General features: G+C 38.2%; 16 protein-coding genes and 5 pseudogenes. 19 read left to right on the plus strand and 2 right to left on the minus strand.

The window, feature by feature from the left end:
• Positions 1-362: 362 nt before the first annotated feature.
• The 8 genes and pseudogenes from vanH to AYJ08_RS08995 form a co-directional block, all read left to right on the plus strand.
• The gene (vanH, locus tag AYJ08_RS08970; protein WP_064017430.1) at positions 363-1,331 is read left to right on the plus strand and encodes a D-lactate dehydrogenase VanH; all 969 of its coding nucleotides are present in this window, start codon (positions 363-365) and stop codon (positions 1,329-1,331) included.
• Positions 1,324-2,355 (plus strand): D-alanine--(R)-lactate ligase, encoded by a 1,032-nt coding sequence (gene vanA, locus AYJ08_RS08975; protein WP_064017431.1) that lies wholly within the window; start codon positions 1,324-1,326, stop codon positions 2,353-2,355. The genes vanH and vanA overlap by 8 nt, the downstream gene beginning before the upstream one ends.
• Positions 2,356-2,360: 5 nt before the next feature.
• Entirely contained in the window at positions 2,361-2,969 is a 609-nt protein-coding gene (vanX, locus tag AYJ08_RS08980) for a D-Ala-D-Ala dipeptidase VanX (protein WP_064017432.1), read from the plus strand.
• Between the two features lie 127 nt (positions 2,970-3,096).
• Positions 3,097-3,225, plus strand: coding sequence for a hypothetical protein (locus AYJ08_RS24745; protein WP_255365457.1), 129 nt, complete (start codon positions 3,097-3,099; stop codon positions 3,223-3,225).
• Between the two features lie 114 nt (positions 3,226-3,339).
• Complete coding sequence (gene vanY / locus AYJ08_RS08985) at positions 3,340-4,224, plus strand: VanY-A/VanY-F/VanY-M family D-Ala-D-Ala carboxypeptidase (RefSeq protein WP_064017433.1); 885 nt, start codon at positions 3,340-3,342, stop codon at positions 4,222-4,224.
• Between the two features lie 60 nt (positions 4,225-4,284).
• Positions 4,285-4,905, plus strand: a complete 621-nt coding sequence (locus tag AYJ08_RS08990; protein ID WP_064017434.1) for a VanZ family protein — start codon at positions 4,285-4,287, stop codon at positions 4,903-4,905.
• A 98-nt stretch (positions 4,906-5,003) separates the two neighbouring features.
• Positions 5,004-5,108: pseudogene (locus AYJ08_RS23495) on the plus strand (D-lactate dehydrogenase VanH-E); the annotation flags it as partial.
• Positions 5,098-5,693 (plus strand): annotated as a pseudogene (locus AYJ08_RS08995) (PI-PLC domain-containing protein); the annotation flags it as partial. The pseudogenes AYJ08_RS23495 and AYJ08_RS08995, both read left to right, overlap by 11 nt.
• 363 nt (positions 5,694-6,056) lie before the next feature.
• Here AYJ08_RS08995 and AYJ08_RS09000 read toward each other — a convergent pair.
• Positions 6,057-6,956, minus strand: coding sequence for a VanZ family protein (locus tag AYJ08_RS09000; protein ID WP_064017435.1), 900 nt, complete (start codon positions 6,954-6,956; stop codon positions 6,057-6,059).
• Between the two features lie 134 nt (positions 6,957-7,090).
• Between AYJ08_RS09000 and AYJ08_RS09005 the strand changes: the two genes are divergently transcribed.
• Positions 7,091-7,294, plus strand: coding sequence for a hypothetical protein (locus AYJ08_RS09005; protein WP_064017436.1), 204 nt, complete (start codon positions 7,091-7,093; stop codon positions 7,292-7,294).
• A 274-nt stretch (positions 7,295-7,568) separates the two neighbouring features.
• Here the strand turns inward: AYJ08_RS09005 and AYJ08_RS09010 are convergent.
• Positions 7,569-7,796: pseudogene (locus AYJ08_RS09010) on the minus strand (TetR-like C-terminal domain-containing protein); the annotation flags it as partial.
• Positions 7,797-7,807: 11 nt separating this feature from the next.
• Between AYJ08_RS09010 and AYJ08_RS24420 the strand changes: the two are divergent.
• From AYJ08_RS24420 to AYJ08_RS09055, 10 genes and pseudogenes are all read left to right on the plus strand, one after another.
• A pseudogene (locus AYJ08_RS24420) lies at positions 7,808-7,990 on the plus strand (MFS transporter); the annotation flags it as partial.
• A gap of 440 nt (positions 7,991-8,430) precedes the next feature.
• Entirely contained in the window at positions 8,431-8,796 is a 366-nt protein-coding gene (locus AYJ08_RS09015; protein WP_064017437.1) for a hypothetical protein, read from the plus strand.
• Positions 8,797-9,019: 223 nt separating this feature from the next.
• Complete coding sequence (locus AYJ08_RS09020; protein ID WP_082890902.1) at positions 9,020-9,634, plus strand: nucleotidyltransferase domain-containing protein; 615 nt, start codon at positions 9,020-9,022, stop codon at positions 9,632-9,634.
• 772 nt (positions 9,635-10,406) lie between these two features.
• Positions 10,407-11,119 (plus strand): annotated as a pseudogene (locus AYJ08_RS24425) (transposase).
• 198 nt (positions 11,120-11,317) lie between these two features.
• Positions 11,318-12,670: a glycosyltransferase family 2 protein gene (locus tag AYJ08_RS09030; protein WP_064017440.1), complete on the plus strand. Its 1,353-nt coding sequence runs from the start codon at positions 11,318-11,320 to the stop codon at positions 12,668-12,670.
• 469 nt (positions 12,671-13,139) lie between these two features.
• Complete coding sequence (locus tag AYJ08_RS09035; RefSeq protein ID WP_231929064.1) at positions 13,140-13,667, plus strand: WYL domain-containing protein; 528 nt, start codon at positions 13,140-13,142, stop codon at positions 13,665-13,667.
• Positions 13,668-13,745: 78 nt separating this feature from the next.
• Complete coding sequence (locus AYJ08_RS09040) at positions 13,746-14,222, plus strand: DinB family protein (protein ID WP_231929065.1); 477 nt, start codon at positions 13,746-13,748, stop codon at positions 14,220-14,222.
• Positions 14,223-14,351: 129 nt separating this feature from the next.
• On the plus strand, positions 14,352-15,425 hold the full coding sequence (locus AYJ08_RS09045; RefSeq protein ID WP_064017441.1) for a P1 family peptidase: 1,074 nt from the start codon (positions 14,352-14,354) through the stop codon (positions 15,423-15,425).
• Positions 15,426-15,704: 279 nt separating this feature from the next.
• Positions 15,705-16,133: an SRPBCC family protein gene (locus tag AYJ08_RS09050; RefSeq protein WP_064017442.1), complete on the plus strand. Its 429-nt coding sequence runs from the start codon at positions 15,705-15,707 to the stop codon at positions 16,131-16,133.
• 1 nt (position 16,134) lies between these two features.
• Complete coding sequence (locus AYJ08_RS09055; RefSeq protein ID WP_064017443.1) at positions 16,135-16,458, plus strand: ArsR/SmtB family transcription factor; 324 nt, start codon at positions 16,135-16,137, stop codon at positions 16,456-16,458.
• Positions 16,459-17,135 lie beyond the last annotated feature (677 nt).

A 17,135-nucleotide genomic window follows, 5' to 3' on the forward strand; every position in this document is an offset into this window, starting at 1 on the left:
ATCTGCTATCCCCTGCCGGAAAACGTGGAAATCAAGGAGGCGAAAAAAGTTTGAAACAATTACGAAATAGCCGGAATCGAAAAACGGTACAACAAAGCGGACCGCCGGACAGCGGCCTTGAAAAAAGGCCTGGAATCAAGCGGCAGGAGCTGTAATTAAATAACCCTGCCGCTGAAGGATAAAGATGGCCTCATCCACAGAAACCTCACGGGGAGCGGGCGGCTTGTCCGCCTTGCGGTAGAGGTCAGGATTGTAAGGTTCATTCTTTTTGAGAATGTTGTAGATATGTTTCAATTTACCGCGATCGGCATCCCCGTTTTATTTCTTATTGGTGCCTTTCGCAGAAAGGAATGGTCTTAATTATGAAAAACATCGGCATTACCATTTATGGATGTGAGCAGGATGAGGCTGATGTGTTCAAGGAACTTTCGCCGCGCTTTGGCGTTATACCTGCCATTACAAGCTCTGCCGTATCAGAAACCAACGTAATGTTAGCCCCTGGAAATCAATGTATCAGCGTGGGGCATAAATCTGAGATTTCCGAATCCATTCTTCTTGCGTTGAAGGAATCCGGCGTCAAATATATCTCTACTCGAAGTATTGGTTACAATCACATAGACATGAAGGCCGCGAAAAGTATGGGTATTGCTGTCGGGAACGTGGCATATTCACCGGATAGCGTTGCCGATTATACATTGATGCTGATGCTTATGGCAGTACGCAACGCGAAATCTATTGTGCGCTCTGTGGAAAAACATGATTTCAGGCTGGACAGCGTCCGTGGCAAGGTACTGCGCGACATGACAGTCGGCGTGCTGGGAACCGGTCATATAGGCAAGGCGGTTATTGAGCGACTGCGGGGATTTGGATGTCATGTGCTGGCGTATGGTCACAACAAAGAGACGGCGTCAAATTATGTGTCCCTCAATGAATTGCTGCAAAAAAGCGACATTCTTACCATTCACGTACCGCTTAGCGCGGACACATACCATATGATCGGTAGCGAACAGATTAAAGCAATGAAACAGGGCGCGTTTCTTATCAATACAGCGCGAGGCGGGCTTATAGATACCGATGTGCTGGTTAAAGCATTGGAAAACGGAAAACTGGGCGGCGCCGCATTGGATGTATTGGAGGGAGAGGAAGGGCTTTTCTACTTTGATTGCACACAAAAACCAATTGATAATCAATTTTTACTGAAACTTCAAAGGATGCCGAACGTGATAATCACGCCGCATACGGCTTACTATACCGAACAGGCGTTGCGTGATACCGTTGAAAATACAATCAAGAACTGTCTGGAATTTGAGAGGAGAGAGACACTTGTATAGATTAAAAATAGCCATCCTGTTTGGAGGCTGCTCAGAGGAACATGATGTGTCGGTAAAATCAGCGAAAGAGATTGCCAACAACATTAACACAGAAAAATATGAGCCAATATACATTGGAATAACCCGATCCGGCGTTTGGAAAATGTGCGAAAAGCCATGCATGGATTGGGACAACGAAAGCTGCCGTTCGGCAGTGCTTTCTCCGGACAAAAGAATGCACGGGCTGCTTGTCATGCGGGATAAGGGATATCAAATACAGCGTATAGATGCGGCATTTTCGGTTTTGCACGGCAAATCGGGTGAAGACGGCGCCATACAAGGTTTATTTGAATTGTCCGGCATCCCCTATGTAGGCTGTGATATTCAAAGCTCGGCAGTGTGTATGGACAAATCGCTGGCATACATCATTGCGAAAAACGCTGGCATAGCTACTCCCGAATTTTGGGTTATTAATAAAGACGATAGGCCGGCGACAGATGCGTTTACCTATCCTGTTTTTGTTAAGCCGGCGCGTTCAGGCTCATCCTATGGCGTGAAAAAAGTCAATGGCGTGGACGAATTGGACGCTGCAATTGAATCGGCAAGCCAATATGACAGCAAAATCTTAATTGAGCAGGCTGTTTTGGGCTGTGAGGTCGGTTGTGCCGTATTGGGAAACAGTTCCGAGTTGATTGTTGGCGAGGTGGACCAAATCAGGCTGCAGCACGGTATCTTTCGCATTCATCAGGAAGCCGAGCCGGAAAAAGGCTCTGAAAACGCAGTTATAACCATTCCCGCAGACCTGTCGGCAGAGGAGCGAGGACGGATACGGGAAACGGCAAAAAAAATATATAAGGCGCTCGGCTGTAGAGGTCTTGCCCGTGTTGATATGTTTTTACAAGATAACGGCCGCATTGTACTAAACGAAGTCAATACCCTGCCAGGTTTCACGTCATACAGCCGTTATCCCCGTATGATGGTCGCTGCAGGTATAACGCTTCCTGAACTGATTGACCGCCTAATCGTATTAGCATTAAAGGGGTGATAAGCATGGAAAAAGGATTTACTTTTTTAGATGAAATATTACACGGTGTTCGTTGGGACGCTAAATATGCCACATGGGACAATTTCACCGGAAAGCCAGTTGACGGATATGAAGTAAATCGCATTGTAGGAACATACGAGTTGGCCGACGCGCTTTTGAAGGTAAAAGAACTGGCTGCTACCCAAGGGTACGGATTGCTTTTATGGGACGGTTACCGTCCCAAACGCGCTGTAAACTGTTTTTTGCAATGGGCTGCACAGCCGGAAGATGACCTGACAAAGGAAAGATATTATCCCAATATTGACCGAACCGAGATGGTTTCAAAAGGATACGTGGCTTCAAAATCAAGCCATAGCCGCGGAAGCGCAATTGATCTTACCCTTTATCGATTAGACACGGGTGAGCTTGTACCAATGGGGAGCGGATTTGATTTTATGGATGAACGCTCTCATCATACGGCAAAAGGAATTTCAGGCAATGAAGCGCAAAATCGCAGACGTTTGCGTTCCATCATGGAAAACAGTGGGTTTGAAGCATATAGCTTCGAATGGTGGCACTATGTATTAAGAAACGAACCATACCCCAATAGCTATTTTGATTTCTCTGTTAAATAAGCTTTTAACCGTTGCACGGGCAACCTATATAATGCTATCTCTTTCGGCACGAAAACCGTCGTTTGAAACTGGTTTGTAGGGAATTTATATATAGTAGATAGTATTGAAAATGTAAGGCAGGGCGATATTGGCTGAACCGCCTATTGACAATGGGCGGAGCAAACGGGTGTGTGGGGTATCGCCCATCTATTCGTTCAGTCTTGTTTTTCAGGCTCATCTTGCCGCAGGCCAGCAATTCGCAGATCAATTGCTATAGTTCCGCTGGGTACCGGGAGGAACAGGCCGCCCTTGCCGGCCATATCCTGCAGGAGCTCTGCAGCTGCAGCCTTTCTCTGTCCGTGACCGGCGTCGAGAAAGGAGGAAACTGAAAATGAAGAAGTATGGGTTTTTATTGTTATTTTTATTGTGCTTAGGTTTTGCCTTCATTAATAAAGCACCGTTTTTTCAGGATAAAGTAGAAATGCAAAAATATGATCAAAATCACAAAGATCATTTAGATAAAAGAGGGACTTCTGAAAGTACCCAAACAAAAACGATTACAAAAGAACAGATTTATCAAGGAAATCTGCTCTTAATCAACAGTAAATATCCTGTTCGACAAAAGAGTATAAAATCGGATGTCATAAATTTATTTACGCACAAAGAATTGACAAAGGGATATGGGTTACTTAATAACGAAATTAAATTATCAGAAGAAATAGCTGAAAAATTTTCGGAGATGATAGCTGCGTCTGAAGAGGATGGGGTTAGTAATTTCTTAATTAGCAGTGGTTATCGAGACTTTGATGAGCAAAACAGACTGTACGAGGAGATGGGGGCTGACTATGCTTTGCCAGCTGGTCATAGCGAACACAATTTAGGATTAGCACTTGATGTAGGGTCTACTCAAATGAAGATGGAAGAAGCACCTGAAGGAGAATGGATAGAAGAAAATTCTTGGAAATACGGCTTTATATTACGCTATCCCTTGGATAAAACGGATGTTACAGGAATTCAATATGAACCTTGGCATATTCGCTATGTCGGCTTGCCTCACAGTGCGATTATGCAGGAAATGAATTTAGCTTTGGAAGAATATTTGGATTATTTAAAAGAAGAAAAGAGCATTTCTGTTAGTGTTGATGGGAAAAAATATACAATTACATATTATCCCATTTCTCACAACGAGACAATTGAAGTTGAAGTACCAGCGAATGAACAGTATGAAATATCTGGTAATAATATTGATGGATTGATTTTGACCACTTTTTCTTGAATTAGGTTCTAAAATGATATAGTCATAGGTTTAAATGTAAAGTTAGGAGACGTATTCTATATGCTTACACTTACAGTTTTGTATACTTATTTTTGTACTATTATTTTTTGTATTGTGTTTCAAATTGGATTTTTAGTAAAGGTGCAACAAAAATTATCTATTAAGCATTTTCTATGGGTGTATGTTTTTCTTTTCTACCTTGCGCTAGTGTATATGGTGACGGGGATAGGGAATATATGGGTAATAGGAAGATATGAAACATTAATTCGTATAAGTGAAATCAACTTACTCCCTTTTGCTTCTGAAGGCAGTACTACGTATATTTTGAACATTATTTTATTTATGCCGTTAGGTTTTTTATTACCAACTATTTGGCCGCAGTTTAGATCAATTAAAAATGTTGCATATACTGGATTATTTTTTTCATTGGCTATTGAGCTAAGTCAATTGCTAAATCATAGGATTACAGATATTGATGATTTACTTATGAACACCCTAGGGGCGATTATTGGGTATTTAATATATAGTGTTTTATTTGTAATGGTACATAAAAGAGGTGAAAAAAAGCTTGATATTAAATCCTCTCTAGTAGTACAATACGAGGCTGTTTTTTATTTAGTTTGCTCGTTTATAGGTATGATATTACTTCATTATCCAATTTTATTTCGAAAAATTATCTAAATGAACATTATAATTGTCTGTTATATAACGAGGAAAGGGGTTAGGTTATCTGCTGCCTGAGGGAACAAAAATTATTTGACAAGAGAGAGGTTGATAGTATGAAAAATATCGGCATTATCATTTATAGATGTGAGAGGGTCGAGGCTGAAGTGTTCAATGTACTTTCGCCACGCTTTGGTGTCATACCTGCCATTACAAGCACTTGAGATTGGTTACGGTTATACAGCTGATGGGGGGAAAACATTCCCGTTTCGGGTAAAGAGATTAATCTTATGCCAACACTTGATGAAGTACTTAACCATTTTCCAGATCGTTCTTTTCTTATTCATATTAAAAGTGATGATGAAAATGAAGGAATCCAATTGGCTACTCACCTCAAGAAATTACCAGCGAAACGCCTTGATCAACTAACTGTATATGGTGGCGATAAACCAATTGCTGCGATAAAAGAGCGCATCCCTAGTTTACGAACAATGTCAAAAGCAACCATGAAAAAGGATCTTCTTACTTATATTGCGTTAGGGTGGACTGGCTACATGCCTTCAAGCCTGAAGCATGGAGAGTTACATATACCAGACAAAGTAGCTCCTTGGCTTTGGGGATGGCCAAATCGTTTTCTTAATCGAATGGATAAAGCAGATACTCGAGTTATCGTTGTAGGAGGAAATGGATTTGGATTTTCAAGTGGATTTGACTCATCTGAAGATATAAAACGCCTTCCTGACGATTATACAGGTGGAATTTGTCCAAATCGCATTGATAAAATAGCACCTTTATTTAAGAAATAAGGGATGATATAATAATCGAAGTTTTTTCATCTGTTTAACCATTTATATTTTAAAAGAAGACTTATTAATAATGTTGAAGTTTTATATACCGATAAACACCCCTGATTTCCATTATGTATAGGAAATCAGGGGTGTTTTTGGATGAATGGCCGCTAGATGTAAAAAATGAGCTGAATCCGCATAAATAACTAACTGTAGAGAAGTAAATTTTTCGTTTGGGGGTACTTTCAAACTCTTAGGTTGATGGGAATGGGATACTAAATTATTTTAAGTTGATGGCGATGTGGCGGTACTCCATTAAGAAATAAAAGAAGGCTGTCACCTTTGCCTTGTTGCGTGTTTTTCTTCACTCCCACCAATGTTTCATTTCACTATTTCAACGTCCCACAGCTTAGCGTTTCCGGAAATGATAATTGTAATTTGGCTTACCTTGTCAAAATACCACTCTACAGCCTCTGCCTCTTGACTATATTGTTCGTTTGAGTGAAATCTTTCTTTTCCATCTACGATTATTTTGACTTCACCCTTAAAGTCTCCAGTATCGGGAATACCGAAATTGAAATGAAGCCAGACATCTTTTTTGTTCCCTAGAATATAGTCGTATTTTTTGTTTGATTCACCTTCACTGCTGTACACGTTCATTTTAGGCTCTATTTTCTTACCTGCTACGGTGAAACTTGGAAGGTTCTCAGTCATAGGCGTAGTTCCTGTAATTTCTATCACATCAGTTAATGCATGAATAGGGCCTTCTCTTTTTTCTATAACATATTTGATGGTTTCTGAAATCACCATTATTCCAATTAGAAGAATAACAATAGATAGAGCCGAAACAATGAGCTTTTTATAAGAAATTTTTGAAGAAAATCCAACTCTATATGCAATATAGCCAATCATTGCACCTAATGTATTGGATATAACATCATCTACATCAAAGCTACCAAGATAAGTTAAAGCCTGAAGAGTTTCTAGAACGAGAATCGTTAGAACAAACAAAGATATGAACTTCCCAAATCTTACACGATACAACAGGGGAATTAGTACTCCAAAAGGGATAAAAGCAGCAATGTTTCCAAAATCAACAATCCATGAAAAAGTTAGTTCTGGAAATTGAAGTGGTACTCCTTCTGGAACAAACATAAATGTGTATCCATATTCACTGGTTGCACGTTCTACTCTCTTAAAAGCAAAGAACATAAAATATAAAATTAATATTGTGTATAAAATGGTTCCTGTAAAGATGAGTTTCCGTAATTTCGCTTCCATAATATCTCCTATGATTATATTTATCCATAGAACTCTTAGCCATATGTTTATGTGCGTTAACATTCTAATATTCTTGTAGACGGATGTAAGGAAAGGGGGGAACCTAGTTAGGGAAACAAAAATCCCATGAAGATTTGAATCCCAAAACGCCGAAGGAATATGCAAGCGACCTGAAACACTTTATCGGTTGGTTTGAGGTAGCCGGCGACCATCAAGAAGCAGACGTTGTTTTCCGTATTGAAGATGTGGCTATTCCAACATTAACACGTTATCGGGAAACCATGCAAGATACGTCTCTTGATTCATTACGTCCGCTTAAGGAGCAGGAAGTTGAATGACCGGTAGTCCGGGACATGCCTCCCAGACTACCTTAGAGTAAGAAAAAACGCCAAGAAGAACAGGAAAGAGGTCTTAGCTTATATTTTCGTTAAAATGTTGGCAGGCCCCCCTATAAGTAAATTTGATATTTATGTTAAAATCATGTGGGAGATTGTAAAGAATTGTACTTCAGCTAACTGATCTTTCAGAATGTGAATTCTAATTAAATACAAAAGAGAAGAATATACCTAGTTAAAGCTTCAAACTAAGTATATTCTTCTCTTTTCTTGAACCCTATACAATCCTCTCCAACAAATCCCCAACCTTTTCTGCCATTACACGAGGTAGATAAGGCATTCCATTCTTTAACCACCATTCAACTACACCTACGTAAGCATTTGCAACAAAGTGAACAATTACATCTTCACTTTGACCATAATTTTTTCTTTTAGTTATGTCCACATCATTCTTGAACTCTTCGATATTAAACGTAAGGAACCGACTACGAAAATATGGGGCTCCTATTTGGATAGTTTAGAATACCTATGGCTATCATTACTTTAATGTAGGGAATATTAAGTAAAGTAGAAGTTAATATTAATCAATATTAGGTTGAGTCTGCTGCCCAGAAAGCTCCTGATTTCGCTAATGGATTATTTTTATCATCCGTTAACTTAGGAAAAACAATTGGTACAACTGTAGGTGGTTTATTTGTATTAAAAATAATTAAATTAGTAGCAAAGAAAGATAGGTGATTTTAAAAATGAACATGAAAGAGTTATAGATTTTTGTAAAAAAGGCAATCCAATTCAGGTGAGGATAAAGAATTACATAAGCTATTAACTCAATGTAGTTATGAAGCCCAAAAAATAACAATGACATTGAATACATAACTTTTTTTTCGAAGACAGAACTCATTAGGGTTTCTACTTAAAATTGAAACCTCTAGAATAGTGCAGCGTATTACTGGAAAAGGCTATTTTTAGGAGGTGTATGATGATAGAATTAAATTTAATTCCAAAGATGGTTTGGTACAAATATTATCTTATGCTATAGAATTGGGATGGCCACTATCTCTAATCCCAATGGTCGGGCGGTATAGCCCGGACCACTGAAATACGCAACGCAATAAACAACAAGCACTGGAGGGTAAAGTATGGCCCGAGAAGTACAATTTGATGATGAAGGTGTAATTTTAAAATTAACAGGAGCGACTGGATTTTTCGCAGTAAAGTTCAATCTTAAAATGCCCTATAGTACAATTAAAAGTGTATATGTTGACTACTTCGATGCTCCACAATGGATGCTTCGGATGCCTGGAACCTCCATTTCAGCACTTAATATTTTTGAGGGGAGTTTTAAATACGCAGATGAGTGGTACTTTCTCTCCTATGAGAGAAGAGAACCTCTGTTAATAATTGAGTTGGAAGGGCATGAGAAGTATAAATATGTGATTTTTGAGATAGATGACCCTTCAAATGTTGCATCAGATATTCGGAAACGTATAAGGGTAAATATCTAATTCAGTCAGTAGCTCAATAAAAAACTGGATAAATACTGAGAAGATTTGTGTCAAAATGTAAAAGCGCCAGAACCTACTTGAATTCCTTAGAGTAGGTTTTTCTGACGCTTTGTTATTTATTATCCACTTAGCGTATGTTTTAGGATCAAAACTTTACTATTTTTCGTTATTATGGCAGTTTAGTAGAATATGGCCCCAGTAACTTTAGCAAAAATAAGGAGGAATGATTAATTTGAGAACCGATATAGATAATTGGATGCCAGTAGCCGTTTCGAGAATATATGAAGTGTTCTCTGAAATTCCTATTAGGTGGTGTATTGCTGGAGGTTGGGCATTAGATTTACATTTGGGCAATAAGAGTAGGCAACATAGTGATATAGATGTAATTGTCATTCGAGAAGACCAACTAGCTGCTTACCAATCTTTAAAAAGAGACTGGACGCTATACAAGGCAAAAGATGGTAAACTTATGATTTGGGAAGAAGGAGAATTTTTAAAGTCAACAAATGATGTATGGGTTAGTAAAAACAATAATTCTCCTTGGGCGTTTCAAATTATGTTAATTGATATTGAAGAAAGTTATTGGATTTATAAAAGAGAAAAATCGATTAAAAGAGCAATAAACGAAATATTTTTAAGAACGCCCGAAGGGATGCCTTATTTGAAACCTGAAGTCCAACTTCTCTATAAAGCTGGCTCTTCTCAAGTCAGGGAGAAGGATTATAATGATTTTCAAACAATTCTCCCAATACTTTCACTACAAGAAAAAGAATGGCTTAAAGTATCTTTAAAACAACAATTCCCAGAAGGACATGCTTGGATTAAATATTTAAATTAAAATGGTTTTGAGCTAATCGATTTATTAATTTAACAAGACATTATACTTTATTAAAATCAATAGTTACATTGAATACATGTAAATGATGTGGGAACCATTGATATTCCAATCGTTCTCACATCGAAGTTAAGATAACCGCATTTTCCTGACGCTACGCCTAGAAGAGGTAGTTCTCCCTTTAGAATTATGCAGGGTTAAGAGAGTAGTTCATATTTTGATAAGAATAGGTAGACTCAAATAAGTATCTTCACACACAATTTCATCGAATAAAGTTCAAATATCTAGTCAATATTCTAGGTATTCTTTAGTGGTGTAGGATTGTATTTAACATTGATTCATAATGATAAAAGGGGGATGAAGAAATTTAAGGAACACATTTATTACTGGCCAGGGTCTTTTGTGCAAAAATAGATGTAATAATATATCACAGTAAAGGGAAACCCCCTATGCTCATCCTTTTATAAGGGTGGTCTGACCCCATAAAGTGAGACAAGGAAAAACACCTCCCTGAATCGTAAATAATGATTTGGCGGAGGTGTTTTTGGCCTGTAGAAAAAGGAGATGAAAAGAATAACCTCTGATCCTGTGAAATTTTTGGGGTATAACTACTCTACCACAATGAGTGTAAAGACAAAAACAAGGTTATTACTATACAAATGCCCACGGTGATATCCTAGAGATTAAGGATTAGTCTGGTCAAACTCTGAATAAGTATGAGTACGATCTCTGGGGAAATGTAGAGAGCAAGCAGGAAAAGATGTTAAATCCGTTCTTGTATGCAGAAGAGATATATGATGAAGAATCGGGCTTGATTTATCTGCGTGCCAGGTATTATGATCCAAATGATGGATGGTTTATAACAGAGGATACCTATAAGGGGCAAGTGGATAATCCGCATATAAATCGTTTGGAACATCAGATCAATAAGTCTCATTTTAACCATTCTCTAGAAGCTGTTGCATGAGATGTTGGCTACTTAACGGCTCCAATATGTAAGGCTTTACATGACAAGAATATTTTTGCAGTCATTAGTCATCGTTCATTTACTCCCGTTAAAGGGCTATTTAAAGCGTTTTACTTTCAATCCAGATAATAATGCATACATATGTCCACAAAAACATGAGCTAGCGTACACTACAACAGATCGTACTGACTTCAGAATGTATAAATCAAATGCTGATCATTGCAAGACATGTCCTGTATTACGTGAATGTACCCGATCAAAAAGTTGCCAAAAAGTAATTACTAGAAATGTTGGGAAAACAGAAAAGAATGGGTTCGTCAGAACCGACTTAGTAGCCAGGAAGATATCCATATAGACTGCGATATCTAACGATAGAGAGAAGTTTTGCAGATTCGAAAGAACTGCATGGACTTCGCTACAGCCGTTTACGGGGAAAAACAAATTAACAGGCGCAGATGCTACTGATGGCAACTGTACAGAATATAAAAAAGATCGCTCTTCACCTCGCTAAGAGTAGCTAAGGTAGAGAACGATCTTTTTTTATGCACTTCGTAAAACAAGACAATCAAATACTGCTTGAGGTTAACTAATGGTTTCTCGACAACCTGCTATTAAATTGTTAAATTTCCAAAAGATACATTTTTACTTTCAATTGTATGTATAGTATTTTTTATAGGTATTTATTACTGCATCTTATATCTAAAAGAGGGGATAAGCTCATGAAACCTGAATTGAATCCCATTAACCCCCATACAGGACATACCTATAAGAAAACTTATATCCCCGTAATAACAAAATTCTGGATCAGTCACGCAGGTGCTTTGCTTTGGATGTGCTTTTCTATTTACTTGGCGCTTCCATGGTTAGAAGACCTTGCGCATATTGTATCCTTTCCTTTAGCTTTATTAATTATCGGAGGCATATCATACATTCCTGGCTATATGAATGCCTTTTTAGTAATAAGTTTAATTCTTGATCGTCAGCCTGCTTTCAAAAATGAATTTCCTCATGATGAGATTACCGTTCTTATAGCTGCCTATAACGAAGAGAGACAAATCTATCAAACTTTGCAATATATAAATAAACAAGATTATCACGGGAAAATTAAGGTGTTTGTTATTAATAATTGTTCTACAGATCAAACAGTTCACGAAATCATGAAAGCAAAAAAAGAATTAGGTATTGAAATTGCATTACTTCATGAAGAAATGCCGGGAAAATTCCATGCCTTGAACCATGCTCTAAAATTTGTTGAAACTCCTTATGTCATTACGATCGATGCAGATACACTGCTTCCTAAATCCTCTATACGTTATCTTGTAGCACGTATGAAATCTAGCCCAGAAAATGTTTGTGCTGTTGCTGGCTCAGTTCTGACCAAAAACAGCAGAGAAAACTTTTGGACAAAAATTCAAGAATGGGATTACTTTTTAGGTATTGCGTCCATTAAAAGACTTCAAGGCCTATATCAAGGAACTTTAGTTGCTCAAGGAGCCTTTAGTATATACAAAACACAATGTGTAAAAGAAGTCGGTGGTTGGCCAGATGCTATAGGTGAAGATATTGTTTTAACATGGCGTTTACTTGAGAAAAAGTGGAAAGTTTATTTTGAGCCATTGGCAGTTTCATTTACTGAAGTACCTAGTTCCCTTAAGCACTTTGTCAGACAGAGAGCAAGATGGGCAAGAGGTATGATAGAAGGTTTAAATGAAATAAAGCCATGGAACCAGCCTCAAGTATTTGTTAAATACTTAACTGGAATTAATTTAATCATGCCTTATTTAGATCTTACTTATACACTATGTTGGCTTCCTGGGCTGATATTGACTTTTTTCGGTTATTACTGGATTGTTGGCCCAATGACACTTCTTGTTTTACCTTTAACCCTAATCAGTTATAGTATTCTTTATTTTTATCAAAGAAATTTTGTATTTAAACCTTTAAATCTTAGAATTAGAAAAAACTTTATAGGCTTTATTTTCTTTATTCTTGGCTATCAAATGATTATGTCACCTATCTCTGTGTATGGTTATATACAAGAATTTTTTAAATTTAAAAGAAACTGGAAGTAAAAGAGTTATCGAAGAATGAACCATTAGCTTAGGGTGTATTAGTTCAGCAAGCTAAAGTAGCAGTCAAATATTTGTATTCCCGTCTACATAAAATTTTAATAGAAGGGTAACGAGTTTCTGGATAGTAATTTGTTCAAATCTATCTTATCTGCATGTAAACGTATGACTGATTTAAATTACACCAAGCAAGATGCAATAAAAATCTAAGGTAACTCAAAAAGAAATTAAAAAATATGTAGATTTACTTGGTATAGAAAGTAAGCGGTATATTGAATCTAAGAAAACTTTTTTAACAAAAAAGATAGGATTAACATACGAGCGCATAAACAACGATTAGAAACTAATGATTAGTTATTTGGATAACACGATTGCAAACATAAACGCAAACAAATGAAACATCAATATTTTGAGTTTTTTAATATTGTAATTTCCTTAACATTGTAAATCCGCATTTTCCTGACGCTACCCCTTGTATAGCTACAATGGATTTTGGTATTGCCCAGCTTATTGTTTACAGCGACAAGCGTATCGACTGTTTCGGGCAGATCGGATTAAGCAAGCAGAAATAAGCGATCCAGATGCAGCTACTTTAAAGCAGGCTCAATTGCAAGCAGATTGTGAAAGAAGAGCCCTCATACAGAATGGACTGGGGAAGGATAAACCGCGTTATTGCTCCATCATGGATTGGCTTATAAACAGTGAACAAAACGGGAAAAATTTCGTTCCTTTTGTCGTTGAACTGACAAGAGACGGTACACGACAAGCGATATCGATATTAGATTTAGTCCGGGTGGTTGAAGAGCGATGCGATGGGACAGGCATCGATACAAGGATTCCACGTACTGAAATTCCCTTCAATGCTGAGCTTGTTTGGAATCTAGGCATGGAGGCGATGGCGAAGGAGCCGCAAGAGCTTATTTCTTATGTGAGGGAAAAGATTAAAAAAATGGCGGAGCATTATCAGGAAATGAAGCTTACTTCATGCGTTAAATTATGACAGAGTTTGTCACTATTAGCTGTTAGAATCAAGAAGAGAAATCTAATAGACTAAAGAGGTGCAAAGCATGTCCATGTTGTGAAGTTACGTGCTGAGTTATTTCACCAGATGAAAGTAGCTATGAAAAGTACAATACTTCTTCAGAAGATTAAACAAGAGGATTGGGGGTATCGACCTGCTCCGAACATGCGTACTCTACACGAATTAGCCTGTCATCTAGTAGCAATTCCTGAGGTAGACCTTCTTATAATGCAGGAGAAAGGAGAGGATAGAATAAGACAGATTGAACAAAAATACAACAGATTGGATACGGCCAAGTCTCTGGCACAAGCCATGGAACAAGGATACCAGATGTGCATCTCTTATCTGTTAGCTATGTCAGAAGATGAGTTTTTCAACAAGAAAACAACTCCTTTTTATTATGAACACTCTGCTGCTCAGGCTCACTGGTTTACAGAGAGCGTTACCCATATGTTCCATCATCGCTCACAGTTATTTACTTATGTAAAATTGCGAGGATATGAGGTGAGCATGTATGATTTGTATGTTGAATAGAGAGTGGTGTGTAATGCTTGCTTGTAAGAGATGCTGCTAAGTGTTTGTTACTGTGCGAGAGGTTGCTTTTTATACCGAAAGCTGTATGAATAATAAAAAAATAGATGAATTCTAGGGAGATGTGCATCCATGAGTCAACCTACAAGAAAAAAAGTTCGTGAGCTAGGAATCGTGATTGGAACGTTGCCAACAGGAAGGAAAAATTGCATTACAGATGTTAGCGGTGTAAAAGTCGGTCATGTAACCATAGATCGACCGCTAGATGATGGTACGCAAGATTATGCATGTACCGGTGTTACCGCCATTCTGCCTCATGGGGGCAATTTATTTCAGGAAAAAGTGACAGCAGCTAGTTATGTAATCAACGGATTTGGCAAAACAACAGGTCTTGTACAGATAAATGAATTAGGAGTGCTGGAGTCCCCAATCATGCTGACTAATACGTTTTCGGTGCCGGCTGTTACGCAAGGTACCTTACAGGAAATGCTAGCACAAAATCCTGAGATTGGTGATACGACAGGTACGATCAATGTGGTAGTTGGTGAATGTAATGACGGTTATCTCAATGCAATCCGTAGATGTGTTGTTCAACCAGAAGATGCTAGAACAGCGATTATGAATGCGACGGAGAATCAATCCGAAGAGGGAGCGGTCGGCGCTGGAAAAGGTATGGTTTGCTTTGGGTATAAAGGCGGGATAGGGAGTTCTTCTCGTCTCATTCAGGTAGATGGAAAGAAATATTCAGTTGGCGTACTTGTGCTAAGTAATTTTGGAAAAAAAGAAGAATTTCAAAGAGATAAATATAAACAACAGTTCGCAAATGTTCAACGTCCCGCCACTGCTATTGAACATACGTCGGATGGCTCTATCATGATTGTCCTTGCTACCGATGCCCCCGTCAATGAGCGGCAATTGCTGCGTTTGGCCAAGCGTTGTGCCATCGGACTTGGGAGAACAGGTAGCTATTATGGTCATGGTAGCGGAGATATTGTGATTGCTTTTTCAACCGCACATAAAATTCCACATCATAGTGAACATTTTGTGGAAAAACGAATGCAGCTACGTGAGGATCATCCTGTAATGAATCAATTGTTCACTGCTGCAAGTGATGCGACAGAGGAAGCAATTCTTAACTCATTATCTAAAGCCAGAACAACGAAGGGACGTAATGGAAGAGTTGTTGAGGAATATATATTCACATAGACAAAGATGATGGAGGAAGGAATTATTTGTTAGCTAAGATGGTTTGACATGAAACCAAATGGTGTCATATAATCACAAAGTGAAACCAAATCGTTTCGAATAAACGTGTTATTGATTTATCTCCTTAAGACTGCCAACCGGGGATAGTTTGGCACGAATCGAACAAAATAATTCATGATGTGGAAGATTTTGTTGTATGACCCAAAATGGATATGGGTCAGCTTTATATCTTCGTGGCGACAAATAACAGATAAGTAACGAATTGATGGAGGTAAATGAATGGGAACGAATCAATCTAACAAGATTCCTGAGATTCGCCAAACAATCGTGTGCAATGCACCAATTGAGCGAGTATGGGAAGCTGTTGCGACATCAGAAGGAATTGCTGCATGGTTTATGCCTAATGATTTTAAGCCAATCGAAGGGTATGAGTTCCAGTTGAATGCTGGTCCTTTTGGCATGTCTCCTTGTAAGGTAATGGAACTCGATCCGCCTAAGCGTCTTTCCTTTACATGGGGAAAAGATTGGACCGTTACTTTTGAACTAACTGCATTAGAGGATGGGACAACAGAGTTTACGTTGATTCACAGCGGCTGGGACCCAGATACCGTTACCGAGTTTGGTGAAACCCATATCGTCGTGCGAGACAGAATGGCAAATGGCTGGGTAGGCTTACTGAAAGCATTACGTACTCACGTCGAGGCGTAATATGAGTGCGCCAGCTCACAAGTATGATGTGTTTCAAGCCATTGCTGACCCAACGCGACGGCAGCTATTGGAATTGTTAGGTGATCAGGAGCTGTCTGTTACCGCAATCAGTAGCCATTTTCCGATGACTCGGACGGCGGTTTCTAAGCATTTACGGATATTAACAGAGGCTGGGTTACTCACGGAACGAAAAGTGGGACGTGAAACAAGGTATCGACTTAAAGCAGATCCATTACTTGAATTGAAGAAGTGGCTCGAATACTATGAACGATTCTGGGAAAATAAATTGTCTGCGTTGAAACGTTATGTAGAAGCAGAAGAATAAGACAGTGGAAGAAAGAGGTCGCTAAATAGCGGCCTTTTTCTGTTTTTGTATAGCCTTGCACGAAGATTTACTTCCTGAGATAGCTAAAAAAATTTATGCGTGAAAGCTGAATAGGTGTTCATGTTTACATAAAGCTGTGAACAAAAACCAATAGAACAAACGTTCCTACACCGGAGAAAACGGCATTTTTATTGGGTACAACTGGATTATTTTAAAGGTTTTTATGTATATAAATGGATTTATATACTGTTATTTACAATTTATTGGGCCGAAAATCTTCATTTTTTTCAATCGTATAAGGGATGAAAAATAACCAGCATAATCATACCTTACCTGCCTTAAAGCACCTGCTGATAACACAAAAAGCCCATAAATATAAGCTTTTCACGAAGCTAGTTGATTTTTTTCCGAGGAGCAGGAGCTAGAAAACCATAAAACAGAACAAATGTTCTCGTATCAGGAATTTCATCATTTTAAAGAGAAATCACTCTCATGTACATGTTTATATCGGGAAAAAATCAGGAAACTGACAGCTTGAGAGAAAAATTTGTAACACAATGCTATCAGGGAAGACAGTGCTTAACCTGTAGAAAAAGCTCCAGTAGGGAAACCAGATTATGTTGATGGTATTTATTTTTTATCAGAAAAGTTGAATTTATATAATAATTGGTGTATTA

Origin of the sequence: Brevibacillus sp. SKDU10, assembly GCF_001645205.1 — a bacterium.
Taxonomy (GTDB): Bacteria; Bacillota; Bacilli; order Brevibacillales; family Brevibacillaceae; genus Brevibacillus_B; species Brevibacillus_B halotolerans.